Annotated in this window: 13 protein-coding genes and 2 riboswitches; all 13 genes read left to right on the top strand. The window is 40.4% G+C overall.

All coding sequences use genetic code 11. The features are described 5' to 3' along the window. Positions 1–9 precede the first annotated feature (9 nt). The 13 genes from ACZSMY_RS05615 to ACZSMY_RS05555 all read left to right on the top strand — a co-directional run bounded on the left by ACZSMY_RS05615 (position 10) and on the right by ACZSMY_RS05555 (position 18,007). Positions 10–1,365: an acetyl-CoA carboxylase biotin carboxylase subunit gene (locus tag ACZSMY_RS05615; RefSeq protein ID WP_042533820.1), complete on the top strand. Its 1,356-nt coding sequence runs from the start codon at positions 10–12 to the stop codon at positions 1,363–1,365. Between the two features lies 1 nt (position 1,366). Beyond that, positions 1,367–1,576, top strand: a complete 210-nt coding sequence (locus ACZSMY_RS05610) for an acetyl-CoA carboxylase biotin carboxyl carrier protein subunit (RefSeq protein WP_042533822.1) — start codon at positions 1,367–1,369, stop codon at positions 1,574–1,576. A 21-nt stretch (positions 1,577–1,597) separates the two neighbouring features. Then, the gene (locus tag ACZSMY_RS05605) at positions 1,598–2,377 is read left to right on the top strand and encodes an enoyl-CoA hydratase (RefSeq protein ID WP_042533823.1); all 780 of its coding nucleotides are present in this window, start codon (positions 1,598–1,600) and stop codon (positions 2,375–2,377) included. Between the two features lie 22 nt (positions 2,378–2,399). After that, positions 2,400–3,929: an acyl-CoA carboxylase subunit beta gene (locus tag ACZSMY_RS05600; protein ID WP_042536216.1), complete on the top strand. Its 1,530-nt coding sequence runs from the start codon at positions 2,400–2,402 to the stop codon at positions 3,927–3,929. Positions 3,930–4,268: 339 nt separating this feature from the next. Further along, positions 4,269–4,379: riboswitch (SAM riboswitch) on the top strand. Positions 4,380–4,766: 387 nt separating this feature from the next. Continuing rightward, positions 4,767–5,435, top strand: a complete 669-nt coding sequence (locus ACZSMY_RS05595; RefSeq protein WP_139089122.1) for a carboxymuconolactone decarboxylase family protein — start codon at positions 4,767–4,769, stop codon at positions 5,433–5,435. 133 nt (positions 5,436–5,568) lie between these two features. Beyond that, entirely contained in the window at positions 5,569–6,942 is a 1,374-nt protein-coding gene (locus tag ACZSMY_RS05590; RefSeq protein ID WP_042533827.1) for an LLM class flavin-dependent oxidoreductase, read from the top strand. 48 nt (positions 6,943–6,990) lie between these two features. Then, entirely contained in the window at positions 6,991–8,502 is a 1,512-nt protein-coding gene (locus tag ACZSMY_RS05585; RefSeq protein WP_042533829.1) for a sodium:solute symporter family protein, read from the top strand. Positions 8,503–8,939: 437 nt separating this feature from the next. Continuing rightward, positions 8,940–12,572, top strand: coding sequence for a dynamin family protein (locus ACZSMY_RS05580; protein ID WP_465147541.1), 3,633 nt, complete (start codon positions 8,940–8,942; stop codon positions 12,570–12,572). Further along, entirely contained in the window at positions 12,569–13,465 is an 897-nt protein-coding gene (locus ACZSMY_RS05575) for a 5'-3' exonuclease (protein WP_042533831.1), read from the top strand. Before ACZSMY_RS05580 ends, ACZSMY_RS05575 begins: the two co-directional genes overlap by 4 nt. A gap of 299 nt (positions 13,466–13,764) precedes the next feature. Further along, positions 13,765–14,190, top strand: a complete 426-nt coding sequence (locus ACZSMY_RS05570) for a PH domain-containing protein (protein ID WP_042533832.1) — start codon at positions 13,765–13,767, stop codon at positions 14,188–14,190. A gap of 3 nt (positions 14,191–14,193) precedes the next feature. After that, positions 14,194–15,120: a cysteine synthase A gene (gene cysK, locus ACZSMY_RS05565; RefSeq protein ID WP_042533833.1), complete on the top strand. Its 927-nt coding sequence runs from the start codon at positions 14,194–14,196 to the stop codon at positions 15,118–15,120. A gap of 190 nt (positions 15,121–15,310) precedes the next feature. Then, a riboswitch (Lysine riboswitch) is annotated at positions 15,311–15,491 on the top strand. A gap of 239 nt (positions 15,492–15,730) precedes the next feature. Beyond that, positions 15,731–16,612 (top strand): 4-hydroxy-tetrahydrodipicolinate synthase, encoded by an 882-nt coding sequence (gene dapA / locus ACZSMY_RS05560; RefSeq protein WP_042533835.1) that lies wholly within the window; start codon positions 15,731–15,733, stop codon positions 16,610–16,612. Between the two features lie 171 nt (positions 16,613–16,783). Beyond that, a complete protein-coding gene (locus ACZSMY_RS05555) occupies positions 16,784–18,007 on the top strand; it encodes a DUF819 family protein (RefSeq protein WP_465147540.1) in 1,224 nt (407 codons plus the stop codon). Positions 18,008–18,038 lie beyond the last annotated feature (31 nt).

Below are 18,038 nucleotides of genomic sequence, written 5' to 3'. Positions count from 1 at the left end.
GAGAAGATCATGATACAAAAAGTATTGATTGCTAATCGCGGTGAGATAGCCAGAAGAATTCTTCGCAGCTGCAAAGAATCAGGTATCAGGACGGTAGCTGTCTATTCCGAAGCAGATGAGAATGCTTTATTTAAACAAGAAGCTGACGAAGCTTATCCTATCGGTCCTTCACAAGTGCAGCAAAGCTATCTTCAATTAGATAAAATTATAGAAGTGGCCAAAAAAACAAATGCCGATGCAATTCATCCAGGCTACGGTTTCTTGAGTGAAAGCCCTTCATTCGCTGAACGCTGTAAAGAAGAAGGAATTATTTTTATTGGACCGGAAGCGGCTATTTTAAGTCTGATGGGAAGTAAAATTGAAGCTCGAAAAGCGATGATAGCAGCGGGGGTGCCTGTAATTCCCGGTACTGATCGTGCGGTGGAATCGCTGGAAGAAGCGGTCACTTTTGCTGAGCAAATTGGCTACCCTGTGATGTTAAAAGCATCTGCAGGCGGTGGAGGTATCGGAATGGAGGTTGTTCACACTTCGGATGAACTGCGAAAAGCTTTTGAAAATAACTCCAAGCGGGCCTTGTCTTTCTTTGGGGATGGAGCAATGTTTTTAGAGAAACACATAACAAACAGCAGGCATATTGAAGTACAGGTTTTAGCAGATTGTCATCAGCATACGGTTCATTTATTTGAAAGAGAATGCTCTATTCAGCGCCGGAATCAAAAGGTCTTAGAAGAAGCCCCATCGCCATCTATTTCTGAAGCACTTCGCATGAAATTAGGAGAAACAGCTGTTATCGCTGCGGAGGCAATTGATTATACCAATGCCGGAACAATTGAATTTTTAGTTGATGAATCGGAGCAATTTTATTTTTTGGAAATGAATACACGTATTCAGGTAGAGCACCCCGTCACAGAAGAAATAACAGGGATTGATATTGTCAAAGAACAGATTCGTATTGCCAATCAGCAGGCACTGTCTTTTACACAGGAAGAAATCACCCGAAACGGGCATGCGATAGAAATAAGAGTTTATGCAGAAGATCCCATTCGATTCTTTCCATCGCCCGGAAAAATCACAGCACTGGAACTGCCTGAAGGAGAAGGTGTCCGTAATGAATGTGCTGTTGCATCCGGAGATATGGTAACTCCTTTTTATGATCCAATGATTGCAAAACTGATCGTTTTTGGGGAAAACCGGGCAGAAGCGAGGAATAAGCTGGAAAAAGCGCTTGGTCGATTCAAAATAGAAGGGATAAAAACCAATATACCGATGCTTCAGGAAATTATCACCTATGAGGCATTTAAAAAAGGAAATACACCAACAAACTTTTTAGATAAATATTATCAACCAACTACAGGAGGGAATTAAGATGGAGATTAAAGCATCGATGGCAGGAAATGTGTGGAAGATTACAGTGCAACAGGGAGAGGCTGTGGAAGAAGGGCAGGATGTCGTTATTCTAGAGTCAATGAAAATGGAAATTCCGATTGCTTCAGAGGGAAAAGGGATTTTGAAGGAATGGAAGGTGCAAGAAGGAGATTTTGTTAATGAAGGAGATACGATTGCAATCGTTGACTAAATCAGTTTGGAGTGAACGCCTATGCAACTTGTAAACGTAGAAACAGTGGATAATCATATCGCTGTTATCACATTAAATCGGCCGGAAGCAGCCAATGCATTATCTTTCGCGTTACTAACAGAGTTAGAGAATTGTATTCAAAAAATCAGTACGGATCGTGCTATACGCTGTGTGATTATTACAGCCAGCGGAGAAAAAGCTTTCTGTGCCGGAGCAGATTTAAAAGAACGAAAGGCAATGAATGAGGAGGAAGTTGTTGCTGCTGTACAGAAAATTAGCAGACTTGCCGATTCCATAGAAAAAATAGAGGTTCCTGTAATTGCTGCTATTAATGGCGTCGCCTTTGGAGGCGGACTGGAAATCGCTTTAGCCTGTGACCTGCGCATTGCGGCCAATCATGTAAAGCTGGGGTTGACGGAAACCTCTCTGGCGATTATACCCGGAGCCGGCGGGACACAGCGTTTGCCAAGATTAATTGGAATCGGCCAGGCGAAACTGCTTATTTATACTGCCAAAACAATTTCAGCAGAGGATGCATTAGCCATTGGACTGATTGAGCGGTCAGTCGCCACTTCTTTTTTACAAGACGAAGCAATAAGTATTGCCCGGAAAATAAGCCAAAATGGACCGATTGCTATGAAGCAGGCTAAACAAGCGATTAATCAAGGAATGGATCTTTCGATAGATGAAGCGGTTCAATTGGAACATGCAGCTTATGTAAAACTAATACCGACAAAGGACAGAAAAGAAGGATTGCTTGCATTTCAAGAGAAAAGAAAGCCTGATTACCATGGAAGTTAAAGCCGGAAAGGAGAATGCTTATATGCCTGTGAATCAAGAACTTAAGGAGCGTATAGAAAAAATAAAAAAGGGAGGAAAACAAAAGTATCACGACAGCAATGCTGAAAAGGGCAAGCTTTTTGCTAGAGAAAGAATCCAGCTTCTTTTTGATTCTCATGAGACACTTGAGGATGGTTTATTTGCCAATGCGATGGATGAAGACCTGCCGGCAGACGGCGTGGTTACAGTAACAGGAAAAATAAACGGTCAGACAGTTTGTGCGATGGCAAATGATTCGACCGTCAAAGCAGGAAGCTGGGGACAGCGGACGGTGGAGAAAATTTTACGTATTCAAGAGACGGCTGAGAGGCTGGAGGTGCCCATGGTTTATCTGGTAGACTCTGCCGGTGCCCGAATTACAGATCAAATAGATATGTTCCCGGGAAGAAGAGGAGCGGGACGTATTTTCTATAATCAAATTAAGCTGTCAGGAAGAGTGCCGCAAATCTGCTTATTGTTTGGTCCATCCGCTGCCGGCGGTGCCTATATTCCGGCCTTTTGTGATATTGTTGTCATGGTTGATGGGAACGCATCGATGTATTTAGGTTCACCGCGAATGGCTGAAAAGGTCATTGGCGAAAAGGTTTCTTTAGAGGAAATGGGCGGAGCAAAGATGCACTGTACAACCTCAGGAGTAGGCGATGTTTTAGTAGATACCGAAGAAGAAGCGATTCAATTTGCACAGAAGTACTTAACGTATTTTCCTGCTAATTTTCGTGAGAAGCCAAAAAAAGCAGCATCTGTAGAACCAAAAAGCTTTGATAAGCCAATCAGCGAAATTATTCCAGAAAATCAAAATGCTGCTTTTGATATGTATGAACTGATTGACCGTACAATTGATGAAGGCAGTTTTTGTGAAATAAAAAAGCGGTTTGCTCCAGAATTAATTACTGGGCTGGCCCGTATCAACGGTCAAAGTATAGGAATCATTGCTAATCAGCCACGTGTAAAAGGAGGCGTTCTTTTTACGGATTCAGCAGATAAAGCAACAAAATTTATCCAATTATGTGATGCGTTTGAAATTCCGCTGCTGTTCTTAACGGATGTACCAGGATTTATGATTGGAACAAGAGTGGAGAAGCAGGGAATTATTCGCCATGGAGCCAAAATGCTGTTTGCAATGAGTGAGGTAACGGTACCTAAAATTTCTGTTATTGTCCGAAAGGCTTATGGAGCTGGTCTATACGCGATGTCAGGGCCGGCTTTCGATCCGGATTGCTGTTTAGCCTTTCCAAATGCACAGATTGCTGTTATGGGACCGGAAGCAGCAGTGAATGCAGTAGAAGCAAATAAAATCGCTCAGCTTCCAGAAGAAGAAAGGGAGGCATATATCGCAGAAAAGCAGGCCGCCTATAAAGAGAACATTGATATTTACCGCTTAGCTTCCGAAATGATTATTGATGATATCATTGATCCAGATCATCTTCGGAACGAGCTGACAAGACGTTTCACCATTTATCAGAATAAGAAAAAGCAATTTACCGAGAGAAAACATGGGGTTTACCCAGTGTAAACAAATAATGGAAACGCTTAGGCTAGAATGTGGTCTAAGCGTTTTTACTGAAAACAAAAAAACATTAATTCACCATAATTGTATTATGTAAACTAAATGATGAATTTTAAGGACACGATGAAAAAAGCTGCTCAATCGATTTAGCATCGTACTCTATAGCAGGAAAATATAATTACATGTGATAAAACAACCAGTCGCCGCTTACAGCAAAAAGATATCTGCTAATATTATCAATAGATTTTGATCAAGAAACGCTTCATTAAATTAAAATTTCCACTTGACATATTTTTTAGAATTCGATAACATATGAAGAAATCTTAAAAAACTAAATAATGTAATTCCTTATCAAGAGCCGGGGGAGGAACTGGTCCTATAATCCCGCAGCAACCATTACTGGAAACGCAGTAAAATGGTGCTAATTCCAGCAAGTTTTCACTTGAGAGATAAGGCAGTGTGTAAAGAAACCCTCTTCTCCTGGAAAAGGGGTTTTTTCATTTTTAAACAAGGGTAGGGAGGGAATAATTTCAAAGGGGCAAGCATGGCTTAAAACCGAGTAATTAGATAGGTAAAGTTTAATTATTATGGTGGCTGTAAGAAAATTAACGAGATGGATTTACAATTTGTATGATTTTATCGCAGCACAAATCAGTGGGCAAAGGAAACAGACCAGGTTCACGATGTCCTAGGACTGAAACTGGGACTGGGACTGCGATTACTCGTCCCATCGAAGAGCTTTTGCGATTAACCGTCCTATTATAAAGAGTTGTGCGTCGAAAAACCTTCACTAATTGAAGTTTCACTGTATGACAAACCAAAATTTTAAATGTATGAGGAGAGATTTCATTGACTAAAACAGATAGTTTATATCAAAAATCTTATTTTAACCGGATAACAGAATTAAAAGAATATGCACCGGAAGCGTTTCAAACTTTTTTTGCTTTTAACGATAAAGCATTAGCTGAGGGTGAATTATCAGTTAAATTAAAGGAATTAATTGCGGTAGCCGTAGCGCACATTACGGGGTGCCCGTACTGCATTGATTTACATGTGGGGAATGCTAAAAAAAATAACGCTGATAAAGAGGAAGTAACAGAGGCCATTTTTGTTGCAACAGCTCTAAAGGCTGGTTCAGCGGTTGCTCATGGTGTGAATGCGCTAAATGCGTTTGATGAAGAGGAAAAAGACGAGCTGTACAAAGCATCCTATTTTAATAGATTAACCGAATTTGGTGACATTGATGCGGATACATTCAAGGCATTTGCTGCTTTTGATCATAAATCTATCAAAGCAGGCAAATTGACCGAAAAGGAGAAAGAGCTTATCGCGGTGGCATCAGCACATACCACAGGCTGCCCGTATTGCATTGATCTGCATACGAAAAACGCCAAAAAAACAGGATCCAGCCTAGAGGAAATATCAGAAGCGATTTTTGTGGCAGCAGCTTTAAAAGCCGGGTCCGCAGTGGCACATAGTGTGAATGCCTTAAATGCTTTCGATGAATCTTAAGTAATCAGCAATTCAGAAGTAAGGGCCGATACCAAAATCAATGGCTGACTGCATCAAATGAGAGATAGTCAATTATAGATTTTGGTGAAGCGGTCAAGATGAAAATTTATGAGAAAAGGAGCTTATCGAAACGATGACAAAACAAATTCACCTGAATGGATTTATTCAAAATTCACCTTCCCCTCACTCGACAGGATTATGGAAGCATGAAAAGGACGAGGGGACAAAACATAATGACCTGTCATATTGGATAGAAACAGCAAAAATCCTGGAACGCGGTAAATTTGATGCCATGTTTATTGCTGATGTGCTTGGAACCTACAGTGTATATGAAAATAGTCATGAAGCAGCTGTCCGGCATGCTGTACAGCTTCCGGCTCATGATCCATTGATTCCGATTTCTGCTATGGCGGCTGTCACTGAAAATCTCGGCTTTGCGCCAACAATTTCTGCTACATATGCACAACCATACGCACTCGCAAGGCAGCTATCTACACTGGATCATTTAACGAATGGAAGAGTTGCCTGGAATGTGGTGACTTCTTATTTAGAAAGCGAGGCAGTCAATCTTGGCCTTTCCAGCCGTCTTCCTAAGGAACAGCGCTATGACCGTGCAGATGAATTTCTCGAAGTCGTTTATAAACTTTGGGAACACAGCTGGGATGACAATGCTGTTGTTCATGATGGCGCAAAGGATACATTTGCACAGCCGGATAAGGTTCGTTTGATTAATCATGAAGGTGAATTTTTCAATGTACCTGGTCCGCATTTGGTTGAACCTTCTCCGCAGCGTACGCCTGTTTTATTCCAAGCAGGAGCTTCACCAAAAGGAAGAGATTTTGCAGCGAAACATGCAGAGGCGGTTTTTACTAAAAATCATTCCTTGGATGCGTTAAAGGCCTATGTTGCAGATATTCGGAAACGAACAGAGGAACAGGGCAGAAATCGGCAAGATATATTTGTTTTTCCTATGATTTTGCCAATCATTGGGTCAACGGAAGAAGAAGCGCTGGCAAAGTATGAAGATTTAACAGACCACGTCAGCTACGAAGGAACTGCGTCTCTCCTTTCCGGCCATACAGGAATCGATTTTTCAAAATATAATCCGGATCAGTATATTGAAGATATACAGACAGAAGCAGTACAGGGAAATCTGGATATGTATACAAAAGATCCTAATAAGAAATGGACACTGCGGGAAGCTGTTAAAAATCATGGACTCGGCAATGGTACGGTGAAATTTATCGGAACACCTGAACAAATTGCAGATCGAATGGAAGAATGGGCATTTGAAGGTGACGTGGATGGTTTCAATATCGCGCAGACCTATTCTCCGGATACATTTCGGGAATTTGTGGATTTAGTTGTTCCTGAATTGCAAAAACGCGGCATTTACCGGACTGAATATGAAGGGAAGACGCTTAGAGAAAATATGTTTGGAAATGGAACACCCCATTTACCCGATAATCATCCTGCGCGAAAGCTTGGCAGCTTTCAGCCGAGATAACGGAGAAGTACATTTCCTGTTTTACTCGTATGTGCAAGGAGGTCAGAGATGAGTACAATTATGCTTTATACATGGATCGGTTTTGCAATATTTCTAGCTGTCATGCTGATCCTTGGTTACATAAGTGCTAAAAAAACGAAAAACATCAGTGATTTCGCTACAGGCGGCGGAAGTCTGGGACCCTATGTACTGGGCCTGTCCTTTGCTGCTACTTATCTAAGTGCAGCAACTTTTCTGGGTTACCCGGGATGGACTCATGACTGGGGATTGTCTAACCTCTGGCTGTTTTTGGCGATGATCGGCGGCGGGCCAATAGGAGTGCTGATGGTAGCTAAAAAAGTAAGAAAGCTGAATACAAAACAAAAGTCCCTTTCCCTGCCGGATTGGCTTGGTGACTTCTATAATAGTGATATTTTAAGAGTGGGAACTGGGCTGATTTTACTTTTTAACATTTTTTATATAGCAGCTCAGTTTGTAGCAGGAGCAAGAATTTTTGAATACCTTTTGGGGATGTCTTATACAAGCGGATTGATATTTATCGCAGTCATTGTTGTTCTGTATGTTTATGCCGGAGGAGCATTTGCTGATATTTATACAGATGCTGTCCAAGCGGTTATGATGGCAATTGCAGGCTTAGCTATATTTATTTCCGGAATTATTATTTTCTGGGAAGGAAGTGTTACAGCAACCTTCACTGGCATTACAGATAATCTCAGCGTGCAGAATGGGAATTTAGTAAGCGTATTTAACCCTGATTCGCTCCATTTCTATTCGTTTGGAGCAATATCTGGCGCGATTATTATTCAGTGGGCCTTTGCTTCTGCACCGCATTTATTCAATAAAGTGCTTGGCTTAAAGCATGAAAGAGACCTGGGAAAAATGATTCTAACCTATGTTATTACCGCAGCCTTTTGTTTGCTTGTTCTTTTTGGAGGATTATACAGCAGAACAGCGCTTGGGGACAATGTTGCAGCCGCTGATTTAGCATTGATGGAGTACGTAGTTTGGGCCTTTCCGGCAATCTTTGTAGCTCTTTTTGGAATCGTTATTCTTGCTGCAGCCATGTCCACGACGGACGGGATATTCGTCTCCATTTCTACGGTGTTCGCGAACGACATTTTCCTGAAATTCCTCGTGAAAAAGAAAATTATCAAGCTAAGCAGTGAGAAGGCGCAGAAAATTGCGCTGAAAATCAGCCGTCTAGCTGTTCCACTGGTAGGGTTGATCGCCTTTTTAATTGTATTGCGGCCGCCCGCATATATGGGCGATGTCATGTGGATTGGGATTTCTGGTATTGCTGCAGGAACGATGGGACCGATATTACATGCTATCTATAGTAAGAAAAAAGCTCCAGCAAGAGCGGCAGAAATCTCGATGGCAGCAGGTCTGTTTTCCTACCTTCTTATTTACTTTACTGGTATTATCCCAAGTACCATGTCTGCAGGCGCAGCGGCTACTTTTATCGGTATAGCAACGATTACGATTCTAGCAAAAATATTGAAAAATCCTTCTTTACCACAAGAGAAGGAAACAGAAAAAAATCAGGCCCGGGCAAATTAAAGAGGGGGTGAGTATGGATGTTTGTTAATCCGATGCTTTCCGTATGGCTTTACGGATTTATTTTTTGTCTTATTATCATCGGAATCTCCCTTTGGAAAGGCTATTTTAGAAAATAAAATAATCATAACATGCTGTTAAATGATAAAGTAATAGATTGATAACCTCCTGCTTGCAGGGGGTTATTTATATGTTGTTGTGTTTGCATACTGTGTTTGCTCGTCCTATCGAAGGGCTTTTGTAAGACACCCGTTTTAAAAACAAAGAAGGCTTGTCAGTTTCACTTTATCAGAATCTGATTAGCACCTAGAAATCAAAACAAATATTGCGTATAATGAAGGTGTTATATAAAGTACTTAAACCACACCTCGTAAAGACAGAAAGACACGTCATAGACGTTAAAAGTAGATATGAATAAGTTGAAAAAGGGGTAAAGGCTTGTGATCACGTATATGGAAAAAAGAGTAACAGAACAACAAATTGCGTTTCTCTATAATGAAATGAAAAACAAGGGAGATCAGGTAAATGCAGATAAGATGCTTGATATCTTGGAAAAATACGTTAACCAAGAGTTTATTATCACCTTAACAGGTCATTTTTCTGCCGGGAAGTCTTCTTTGATCAATCATTTATTAGGAGAAGAGATTTTAGCGAACAGCCCGATTCCTACCAGTGCGAATGTTGTTAAAATCTCATCTGGAGAAGGTGCTGTCAATGTGTTTTATCACAATGGAGACGTGGTGGAATATCACGAACCGTATAACCTGGAGCAAATCAAGCAGTTCGCGACCAATAAAAATGATATAAAAAAAATGCATATCAGCACAGGGGATAACATTTTGCCGCCGGATACGGCTATTTTAGATACGCCGGGAATTGATGCTGCAGATGACGTAGACCGGATGCTGACAGAAGCTTCACTTCATTTATCGGATTATCTTATTTATGTAACGGATTATAACCATGTGCAATCCGAAGTGAATCTATTATTTTTACAGGCAATGCAGGAAAATGAACTGCCATTTATGATTGTTATCAACCAGATAGACAAGCATAATGAAGCAGAATTGCCTTTTGTCGAATTTGATAAAAAAATTAAACAAACGTTTGATCAATGGAATCTGCACCCTTCTTCCATTTTCTACACATCTCTTAAAAATTCGGAAGCACCGCACAATGAGTGGTCAGAGCTGAAAGATAAAGTGTTTCATATGCTGCAATCGAAGCATGAGTATATGACGATGGAGGCAAGCATTCGACAAATTGTGCGTGACCATAAAGAAAAGGTGCATCGGGAAATGTCGAATCAGAAAGCATCCCTGGATGACGTTGATGAAGCATTATTGGCTCAGAAAATAGAAAGCTTAACAAACGAAATTGAAAATCTGGAGCAGCAGCCGGAAAAGATAGCAGCCGGTTTTTTAACGGAGGTGGATCAGACTGCGAAAAATGCTTATCTGATGCCAGCTGATTTAAGAGAGCTTGCGAAGGAATATTTAGAATCTGTACAGTCTGATTTTAAGGTCGGCGGGTTATTCACTAGCAGTAAAAAAACAAAAGAAGCTAAATTAGAACGAAAACAAAATTTCATGGAAGCTTTAGAAAAGAATGTCGAGACAACATTAAAATGGAAGCTTCGTGATAAGTGGTATGAGTATATTGAAAGCAACCAGCTCGACTCTTCCTATCAGGAGAAAGGAGTTTCTTTCCTGGAATGGACATTAAGTGATGAGCTGCTGGAAAATAATTTGCGTAAAGGTGCTACGATAAACGGCGACTATGTTTTAAATTATACAAATGAAATTGCAGCCAGTTTAAAATCATATTTTAAGAAACAGATGAGACAGCTGGCTAATGAAGTGAAAAAAGAACTTGAAAATAAAAATGAGAGTAAATTAAATGAGTTAAAACAAGCATTGGAGGAATGGCAGAAGAAAGCATCAGAACGAAAGGCTAATCAGGCGCTTGATAAGGAAGAGTCAGCTTATTTCAACTATTTAGATGAGGCGGAAGAACACCCGGAAGTGCCGGCAGAAATTATTACGGAAATGAAGGAGGAGCTGCAAGCCCGCCAAGTGATTCCAGAGCAGGGCACAGCTGCTTTGGAAATATCTAATGAGGAAATACCGGCAGATGAGCCTGAGGAGGAACAAGAAGCCTTAGAGAAGGAATGGCATGATAATACAGCTCAGGATGTCGTCCGTGATATTGATCATGTATTGCAGCTGATTCAATTGCCGGGATTCGAAAGCTACCAGCAGGATTTAAAGAAACGAAAAATATCTCTGACAGAGCGTTCCTATACGATTGCTTTATTTGGTGCCTTCAGTGCCGGAAAATCATCCTTTGCCAATGCCATTCTTGGGGAACGTGTCTTGCCGGTTTCCCCGAATCCGACAACCGCTGCGGTCAATCGGATTCGTCCGGTTACCAGTGAAAATCAGCACCGGGATGTTATAGTAACCTTTAAATCCGAGGAAATGCTGGCCGACGATATTCAAACACTGGCAAAAGAATGTGAACCGCCGGAAGCTTCTCTGGACGAGCTGATTACATGGCTGAAAACAGAGAACGTGCTGACAGATGCGCGTTTGCCAAAAATGTATCAGGCTTATTTACGTGCGATGCTGGAAGGTTATGAAGAGGCAAAACCGGCAATTGGCACTCCGATAAAAATAACCTTCGATGATTTTGAGTCATATGTGACAGATGAAGAAAAAGCGTGTTATATTGCATCGATGGATCTTTTTTATGATTGTGAAGTAACAAGGCAGGGAATTACGCTTGTAGATACACCGGGTGCAGATTCGATTAACGCCAGACATACCAATGTATCCTTTGAATATATTAAGCATGCAGATGCTATTTTATATGTGACCTACTATAATCATGCTTTATCCCGTGCAGATAAAGATTTTCTGATGCAGCTGGGACGTGTAAAGGATGTATTTGAGCTGGATAAAATGTTCTTCATCGTCAATGCCGCAGACCTTGCCAGCAATTTGGCAGAATTAAATCTGGTAACCACTTATGTTAAAGAACAATTAGCGCAATTGGGAATTCGTTTTCCACGTCTTTACCCAGTTTCCAGCAAGCTTTCTTTGGCAGAAAAAACAGACCAGAAGACCTTGAACGAACAGATGGAGGCTTTTGAAACACGGTTCTATGACTTTATTCACCATGATTTAACTGCCCTTGCGAAAAGAGCTGCAATCAGCGATATTGAACGTTCCGGGGAGGCATTGGACCAATTTATCCAATCCTTAAAACTGGATCAATCTGCAAAAAAGAAACGGAAAGAAACATTAGAGAATGCGTATCAGCAACTTGTTCAACATGTAGAAAAACGGGATATCTCTTCGACCGAAAACCGCTGGCATCAGAAATTAGAAAAGCAAACGTACTTTTTGAATGGACGTTTTACCATCCGTTTTCATGACCTGTTTAAAGAAATTTATAACCCGACAACCATTACAGAGTCTGGAAAAACAGGACGGGAACAGCTCACAAAGCAATTTGAACAGCTGGTTCAGTACATGGAATCTGAATTGCATCAGGAATTATTAGCGATTTCTTTACGGATAGAACAGCTGTTAAAAAGCTTGTTAAAAATCAATCAGCAAGAAATGATTGAAGAAGCGAAAAAACTGGATCCGGTTTTTTCCATTTCGGAGTGGGATATGACGGCTTTTGACACACCGGATATAACGATAAAACTATCGATCAACAAGCAGAATGAGCTGCAAAAATTATTTGCTAAGTTTAAAGATACGAAAACCTTCTTTGTTCAGAATCAAAAAGAAGAAATCAAAGAACAGCTTTATACAATTATTGAATCAGACATCCAAGCATTTGTAGAAGAAGGCGGAAGGTTAATTCAGTCTTCTTACCAAGCGCAGTGGGATAAAGGAATAGAACAGGAAAAAACAACGCTTGTACATGAAGCGGATGTCCTTTATCAGCAATTTATTGACCGTCTGTTTGTAGAGGTGGATATGGATGATTTAATGGAAATGAAACAACAGATGGATGTTATCCTGACTGGATACAGAGAGGAAGGAAATGAAGTATGACAACAAAAAAAGTTTTATTAGTAGATGGCATGGCGCTCCTGTTTAGGGGCTTCTTCGCCACTTCTTTCCGCGGAAATTTTATGTATAATTCAAAAGGAGTTCCGACAAACGGAGTTTATCAGTTTTTACGCTATTTAACAGATGCCATTCATACATTTGAACCGTCTCATGTGGTTTGCTGCTGGGACATGGGGAGCAAAACCTTCCGCACAGAAATGTATAACGGCTATAAAGCCAATCGGGATGAACCGCCGGTGGAACTGATTCCGCAGTTTGATTTAGTAAAAGAAGTAGTAGAATCCTTTGATATTCCTAATATCGGTTTAGAAAACTTTGAAGCAGATGATTGCATGGGAACCCTTGCCAATATGTATAATCCGGAAAATGATGTGTTTATTTTGTCAGGAGATCAGGATTTGCTGCAATTAGTCAAGGAGAATATCCGCGTGATTATTATGCGGAAAGGTCAGGGGAACTATGAAGTCTTTGATAAAGATAACTTCTATGAGAAAAAAGCACTTACACCAGCACAAATTATAGATTTAAAAGGGTTAATGGGAGACTCCTCGGATAATTATCCAGGGGTAAAAGGAATCGGAGAAAAAACAGCCTTGAAATTATTACAGGAATTCGGAACCATTGATGAATTAGTAAATAATATAGAAAAGCTTCCAAAAGGGGTGCAAAATAAATTACAGACAGATATGGATATGCTCTATTTATCCCGGACGCTTGCCGAAATTAAATGTGATGTTCCGATTAGTTGTGATTTAGAGGATTCTAAATGGAATTTTAAAGAAGAGAAAGTGACATCAGCATTAGATAAGCTGGAATGGAAGCATGTAGACCGGTTACTGGCACCTATAAAGGATCAAACATCTGTATCGTTTTAATTTATCTTTAGAATAAACTGGGGTATCCTTTGTGCCTCCCCTGGGTATAGAGAATACCCCTCTTTTTGCTTTTGTCTGTACTCTCTGTTTCGGATGAGAATGTACATAACCTCTAGTATATCTTCCTTTCTATAAAGCCTGAAATTATTTTTGTTCTTTTTAGAGAACATATTGTGAGTCAGTATAAGTTTTCCTTATTGTTAAAAAAATAACAGAAACGGATTGCTGAAGTTTGGTATAAAGTCATACAAAAGCTATAATAAAAGAAGGAATATTGTTCGAATGAATGGGGGAATTGAATGTATTTTAAATCAAAGAAGGATAAATGGATGGCAATCGTTCTCTGGGCTATTGTGATTAGCGGGGTGCTCATTCCCCTATTCAGGGGCCAGGTGATCAATGTAGCGATTATGCTGCTGTTATGCGGTATATTGCTCTGGTTCTGGTTCCGCACGGGGTATAAAATTGATAGAGATCGGTTAATTGTTTATTATGGCCCTATCCGGCAAACGATTTATATAGAAAATATGGAATTGATTCTTCAATCTAAGATGCCGCTAATTGCACCGGCATTATCATTGGACCGTATCCAGATTCGAAGCGGAAAATATGATCTGATAGCTATTTCGCCCAAGGATAAGCTTGCTTTTGTAGAAGAATTGGCGAAGTTAAATCCAAATATTTCAGTAGATAAACGTTTATTAAAGGATGAGGAAGGAGAATAAAAAATGAGAGTAGCGGATAATATTACAGAGCTCGTGGGAGATACTCCTATGATAACACTAAATAAACTGCAGCCTGAAAATGCTGCAAAGATATATGTGAAACTGGAAATGTTTAATCCAAGCGGCAGTGTGAAGGACCGGGCTGCAGTGCATATGATTCATATTGCTGAGCAGGAAGGACTGATAAAGGCCGGAGATACGATTATTGAGCCGACAAGCGGAAATACTGGAATCGGATTGGCCATGGCTGCCTCTGCAAAGGGATATCAGGCGATTCTGGTAATGCCGGATAATAGTACGCAGGAAAGACGAAATCTTTTGAAAGCATATGGAGCCAAAGTGGTTTTAACACCAAGCAGTGAAAAAATGCCGGGCGCTATTCAAAAAGCATTAGAATTGCAACAAGAAATACCAAACAGTTTTATTCCACAGCAATTTAAAAATATAGCAAATCCAGATGCGCATCGTAATACAACAGCACTGGAGATTTTAAATGATTTGAATCATCAATTGGATGCGTTTGTTTGTACTGCGGGTACAGGAGGAACTGTAACAGGTACAGGAGAATCGCTAAGATCTTATATTCCGGATTTGCATATTGCTGTGGTGGAGCCTAAAGGTTCTCCCGTACTATCCGGCGGAGAGCCTGGTTCGCATAAATTAGTGGGAACCAGCCCGGGTTTTGTTCCTGAAATCTTAAACACATCGGTTTATGATGAAATCATTCAAATCAATGATGAGCAGGCATTAAGTTTATTAAAAGAGCTTGCCCAAAAGGAAGGCCTGTTTGTCGGACCATCAGGAGCGGCTGCTATTTATGCAGCTACAGAAGTTGCCAAGCGCATGGAACCTGAGCAAAAGGTGGTTTGTATCGCACCTGATACCGGAGAAAGATACCTGTCTATGGATTTTCTGCAAGAGGAAGAATAGAGGGGCGGGGGAATCACCTATTTTTTTATTTTGCATAGTTTACCAGTAAAGAAACTTCATCATGTTTTTTTAACACCATGGAGGATGCGCACGCTGTAAAGCTTTTTTGGCTCTTTTGAAAAAACCTCTATTTTTCAATTGTGTTTCTCTGTTATTCTTGCTATAATACAGACAAATTCATTATTCATAGGTGAACGGTAGAGGTGCAAAAACCATTAGTAAATATGCTGAGACAGAATAGGCTGACGATGAAGCATATGGAAAGGGGAATTTGCCGAAGTATAATAAGCCTTATTCTTATTATACTGGTACTGGTATTGAATAAATCCAGTGCTGTCATATAGGAAACTATGTGGAGGGCTATCAGCTGAGAGGACATTAAGTGTTTAAGCAGCAGCGGTCTCCGTTGGTGCTTTTTATTTTGTGGAAATAATTGAAGTAATGCATGATGATAAGAGAAAAGGACCCTGAAAAAGTTGGAACAAACAATAATACGGATTCTGCTTATCTTTATTACTTTCCACCCTCTAGTTTTTAAGGCACTTTACTTCGGTGCTATCCGTCTATTTTTCATCAAAGAATGTTGATATTATATAAAGGGTGTGTTGTTATGAATTTTGGAAAAGTGGTTACGGCGATGGTAACGCCATTTAACGAACAGCAGGAAATTGATTACGGGGCATTAGATCAGTTAATCGAGCATCTTATCGAAAATGGTTCAGACGGATTGGTGGTAGCTGGAACAACTGGAGAGTCACCGACTTTATCAGATGAAGAAAAACTGGCATTATTTTCACATACGGTACAAAAAGTAAATGGAAGAATTTCAGTAATTGCGGGCACCGGTTCTAATCAGACGAAAGGGTCTATTGCGTTATCACAAGCAGCTGAAAAAACTGGTGTGGATGCGATTATGCTTGTAACGCCTTATTATAATAAACCTTCTCAGGACGGTTTATATGAGCATTTTAAAACAGTGGCTGATTCCGTTCAGCTGCCGGTCATGCTATATAATGTGCCTGGCAGAACTTCTGTTGATCTGGCGGCAGATACCGTTATTCGTTTGGCTGCGGTTGATAATATTGTGGCGATCAAAGATGCAAGCGGCAATATGGATAAGATAACTGAAATGGCGGCCCAAACAGATGCAAGCTTTTCTGTATACAGCGGGGAAGACGCTTTGACCCTTCCGTCTCTTGCAGTTGGAGCTATAGGCATTGTTTCGGTTTCCGGGCATGTTATCGGCAATGAAATGCAGGAAATGATTGCTGCATATGAGCAGGGAGCCGTGAAAAAAGCTGCTTCCATACATCAGCGGATTCTGCCGGTCATGCAGGAAATGTTTGCAGCACCGAGTCCAGCTCCTGTAAAAGCAGCATTAAATCGCAATGGTGTCCATGTCGGCGGTGTTCGCTTGCCGCTGCTTCCATTAAATGATGAGCAGCTGCAAGCGTTAAACCATAAATTAGCGTTATTAGAGCAAGTGAAATAATCCTGTTGAAAACCTCTCTGACAATGGTTAGAGAGGTTTTTTTGATGGGGATTTTTCTGCATCATGATAGGTTAATTTCAAAAAAACACTCCACAATACCTAACAAATATTTAAAATGAAGTGGTAAAATATGATACATACAACCGAAAATAGAGAAGGGGCGGGGAGTGGATGAAAGAAACATTGATTCAAGCAGATGATAGCATTACGCTTTGGGGGATTATCATTATCTGGGCGTCTGTCAGTATTTTTTTAGAACAACGCTACAGCTGGGCTTCCAAGGTGACTGGGGCCATTATTGCATTAGTCGGGGCGATGGCTTTATCCAACTTTGGAATTATTCCCACAGAATCGCCGGTATATGATGCAGTATGGTCTGTTATTGTACCGTTAGCAATACCGCTTTTGTTATTTCACGTTAATCTTAAAAAAATATGGAAGGAAAGCAGCAGATTGTTGCTCATTTTCCTATTGAGCTCCATTGGCACAGTTGCAGGAACGATTATTGCATTTTTTACTTTACGGAATCACATACCTTTTTTAGACCAATTGAGTGGGATTTTCGGTGCTTCCTATATTGGAGGAGGCGTGAACTTTGCTGCTATGGCAGCTAAATTCGAGACCCCGGGGGAAATTATTTCTGCCGCTGTTGTTGCGGATAATTTAATGATGGCACTGCTGTTTATTATTCTAATGATGATTCCTGCACTTCATTTTATCCGTAAACGTTACCCGACGCCGCATGTGGAAGAGGTAGAAAAGAATCAATCGGATGATGATAAAACGTTGGCAGAAAGCTTCTGGAAAAGGAAAGAAGTTTCTTTGAAGGACATGGCACTTTCGATTGGAACAGCTTTTCTTTTAGTTATAGTTTCCTTAAAAATTGCCGAATTTTTTGCCGGGATTATTCCAAGTGGAGAAGAGGCTTCTTTCTTCAATAACCTGTTGAATGGAATTATCGGAGATCAGTATTTAGTATTAACGACGCTTACCTTTGTCGCTTTAGCAGTATTTCCAAATTATTTCTCCGGATTAAATGGCAGTCAGGAAATAGGGACGTATCTGATTCACATCTTTTTTGTCGTAATCGGAATACCTGCTTCTATCACGTTAATTGTTCAAACGGCACCATTATTGCTTGTTTTTGCATTTATTATTGTAGCAATCAATTTAACGCTGTCTCTTATTTTTGGAAAACTATTCCGGATGAGTTTAGAAGAAATCCTGCTGGCAAGCAATGCAAATATCGGCGGACCAACTACTGCAGCCGCGTTTGCGATTGCGAAAGGATGGAGGCAATTAGTCGGTCCGATATTAATTGTTGGGACACTGGGTTATATTATTGGAAACTACATTGGAACTTTCCTTGCAGTGTGGTTTGGGACCTTGATGTAGGAAGAATAGAAAATCCGTTTCTGTTATAAAT

It is taken from the genome of Oceanobacillus sp. B139/18, assembly GCF_055524595.1.
Note: the sequence above shows the minus strand (reverse complement) of the source record. Positions and strands in the feature narration are given on the sequence as shown.

Excerpts from the sequence above, each read along its gene's own strand:
- ACZSMY_RS05615 (WP_042533820.1), top strand. The coding sequence starts at position 10 with ATGATACAAAAAGTATTGATTGCTAATCGCGGTGAGATAGCCAGAAGA.
- ACZSMY_RS05610 (WP_042533822.1), top strand. The coding sequence starts at position 1,367 with ATGGAGATTAAAGCATCGATGGCAGGAAATGTGTGGAAGATTACAGTG.
- ACZSMY_RS05605 (WP_042533823.1), top strand. The coding sequence starts at position 1,598 with ATGCAACTTGTAAACGTAGAAACAGTGGATAATCATATCGCTGTTATC.
- ACZSMY_RS05600 (WP_042536216.1), top strand. The coding sequence starts at position 2,400 with ATGCCTGTGAATCAAGAACTTAAGGAGCGTATAGAAAAAATAAAAAAG.
- ACZSMY_RS05590 (WP_042533827.1), top strand. The coding sequence starts at position 5,569 with ATGACAAAACAAATTCACCTGAATGGATTTATTCAAAATTCACCTTCC.
- ACZSMY_RS05585 (WP_042533829.1), top strand. The coding sequence starts at position 6,991 with ATGAGTACAATTATGCTTTATACATGGATCGGTTTTGCAATATTTCTA.
- ACZSMY_RS05575 (WP_042533831.1), top strand. The coding sequence starts at position 12,569 with ATGACAACAAAAAAAGTTTTATTAGTAGATGGCATGGCGCTCCTGTTT.
- ACZSMY_RS05570 (WP_042533832.1), top strand. The coding sequence starts at position 13,765 with ATGTATTTTAAATCAAAGAAGGATAAATGGATGGCAATCGTTCTCTGG.
- cysK (WP_042533833.1), top strand. The coding sequence starts at position 14,194 with ATGAGAGTAGCGGATAATATTACAGAGCTCGTGGGAGATACTCCTATG.
- dapA (WP_042533835.1), top strand. The coding sequence starts at position 15,731 with ATGAATTTTGGAAAAGTGGTTACGGCGATGGTAACGCCATTTAACGAA.
- ACZSMY_RS05555 (WP_465147540.1), top strand. The coding sequence starts at position 16,784 with ATGAAAGAAACATTGATTCAAGCAGATGATAGCATTACGCTTTGGGGG.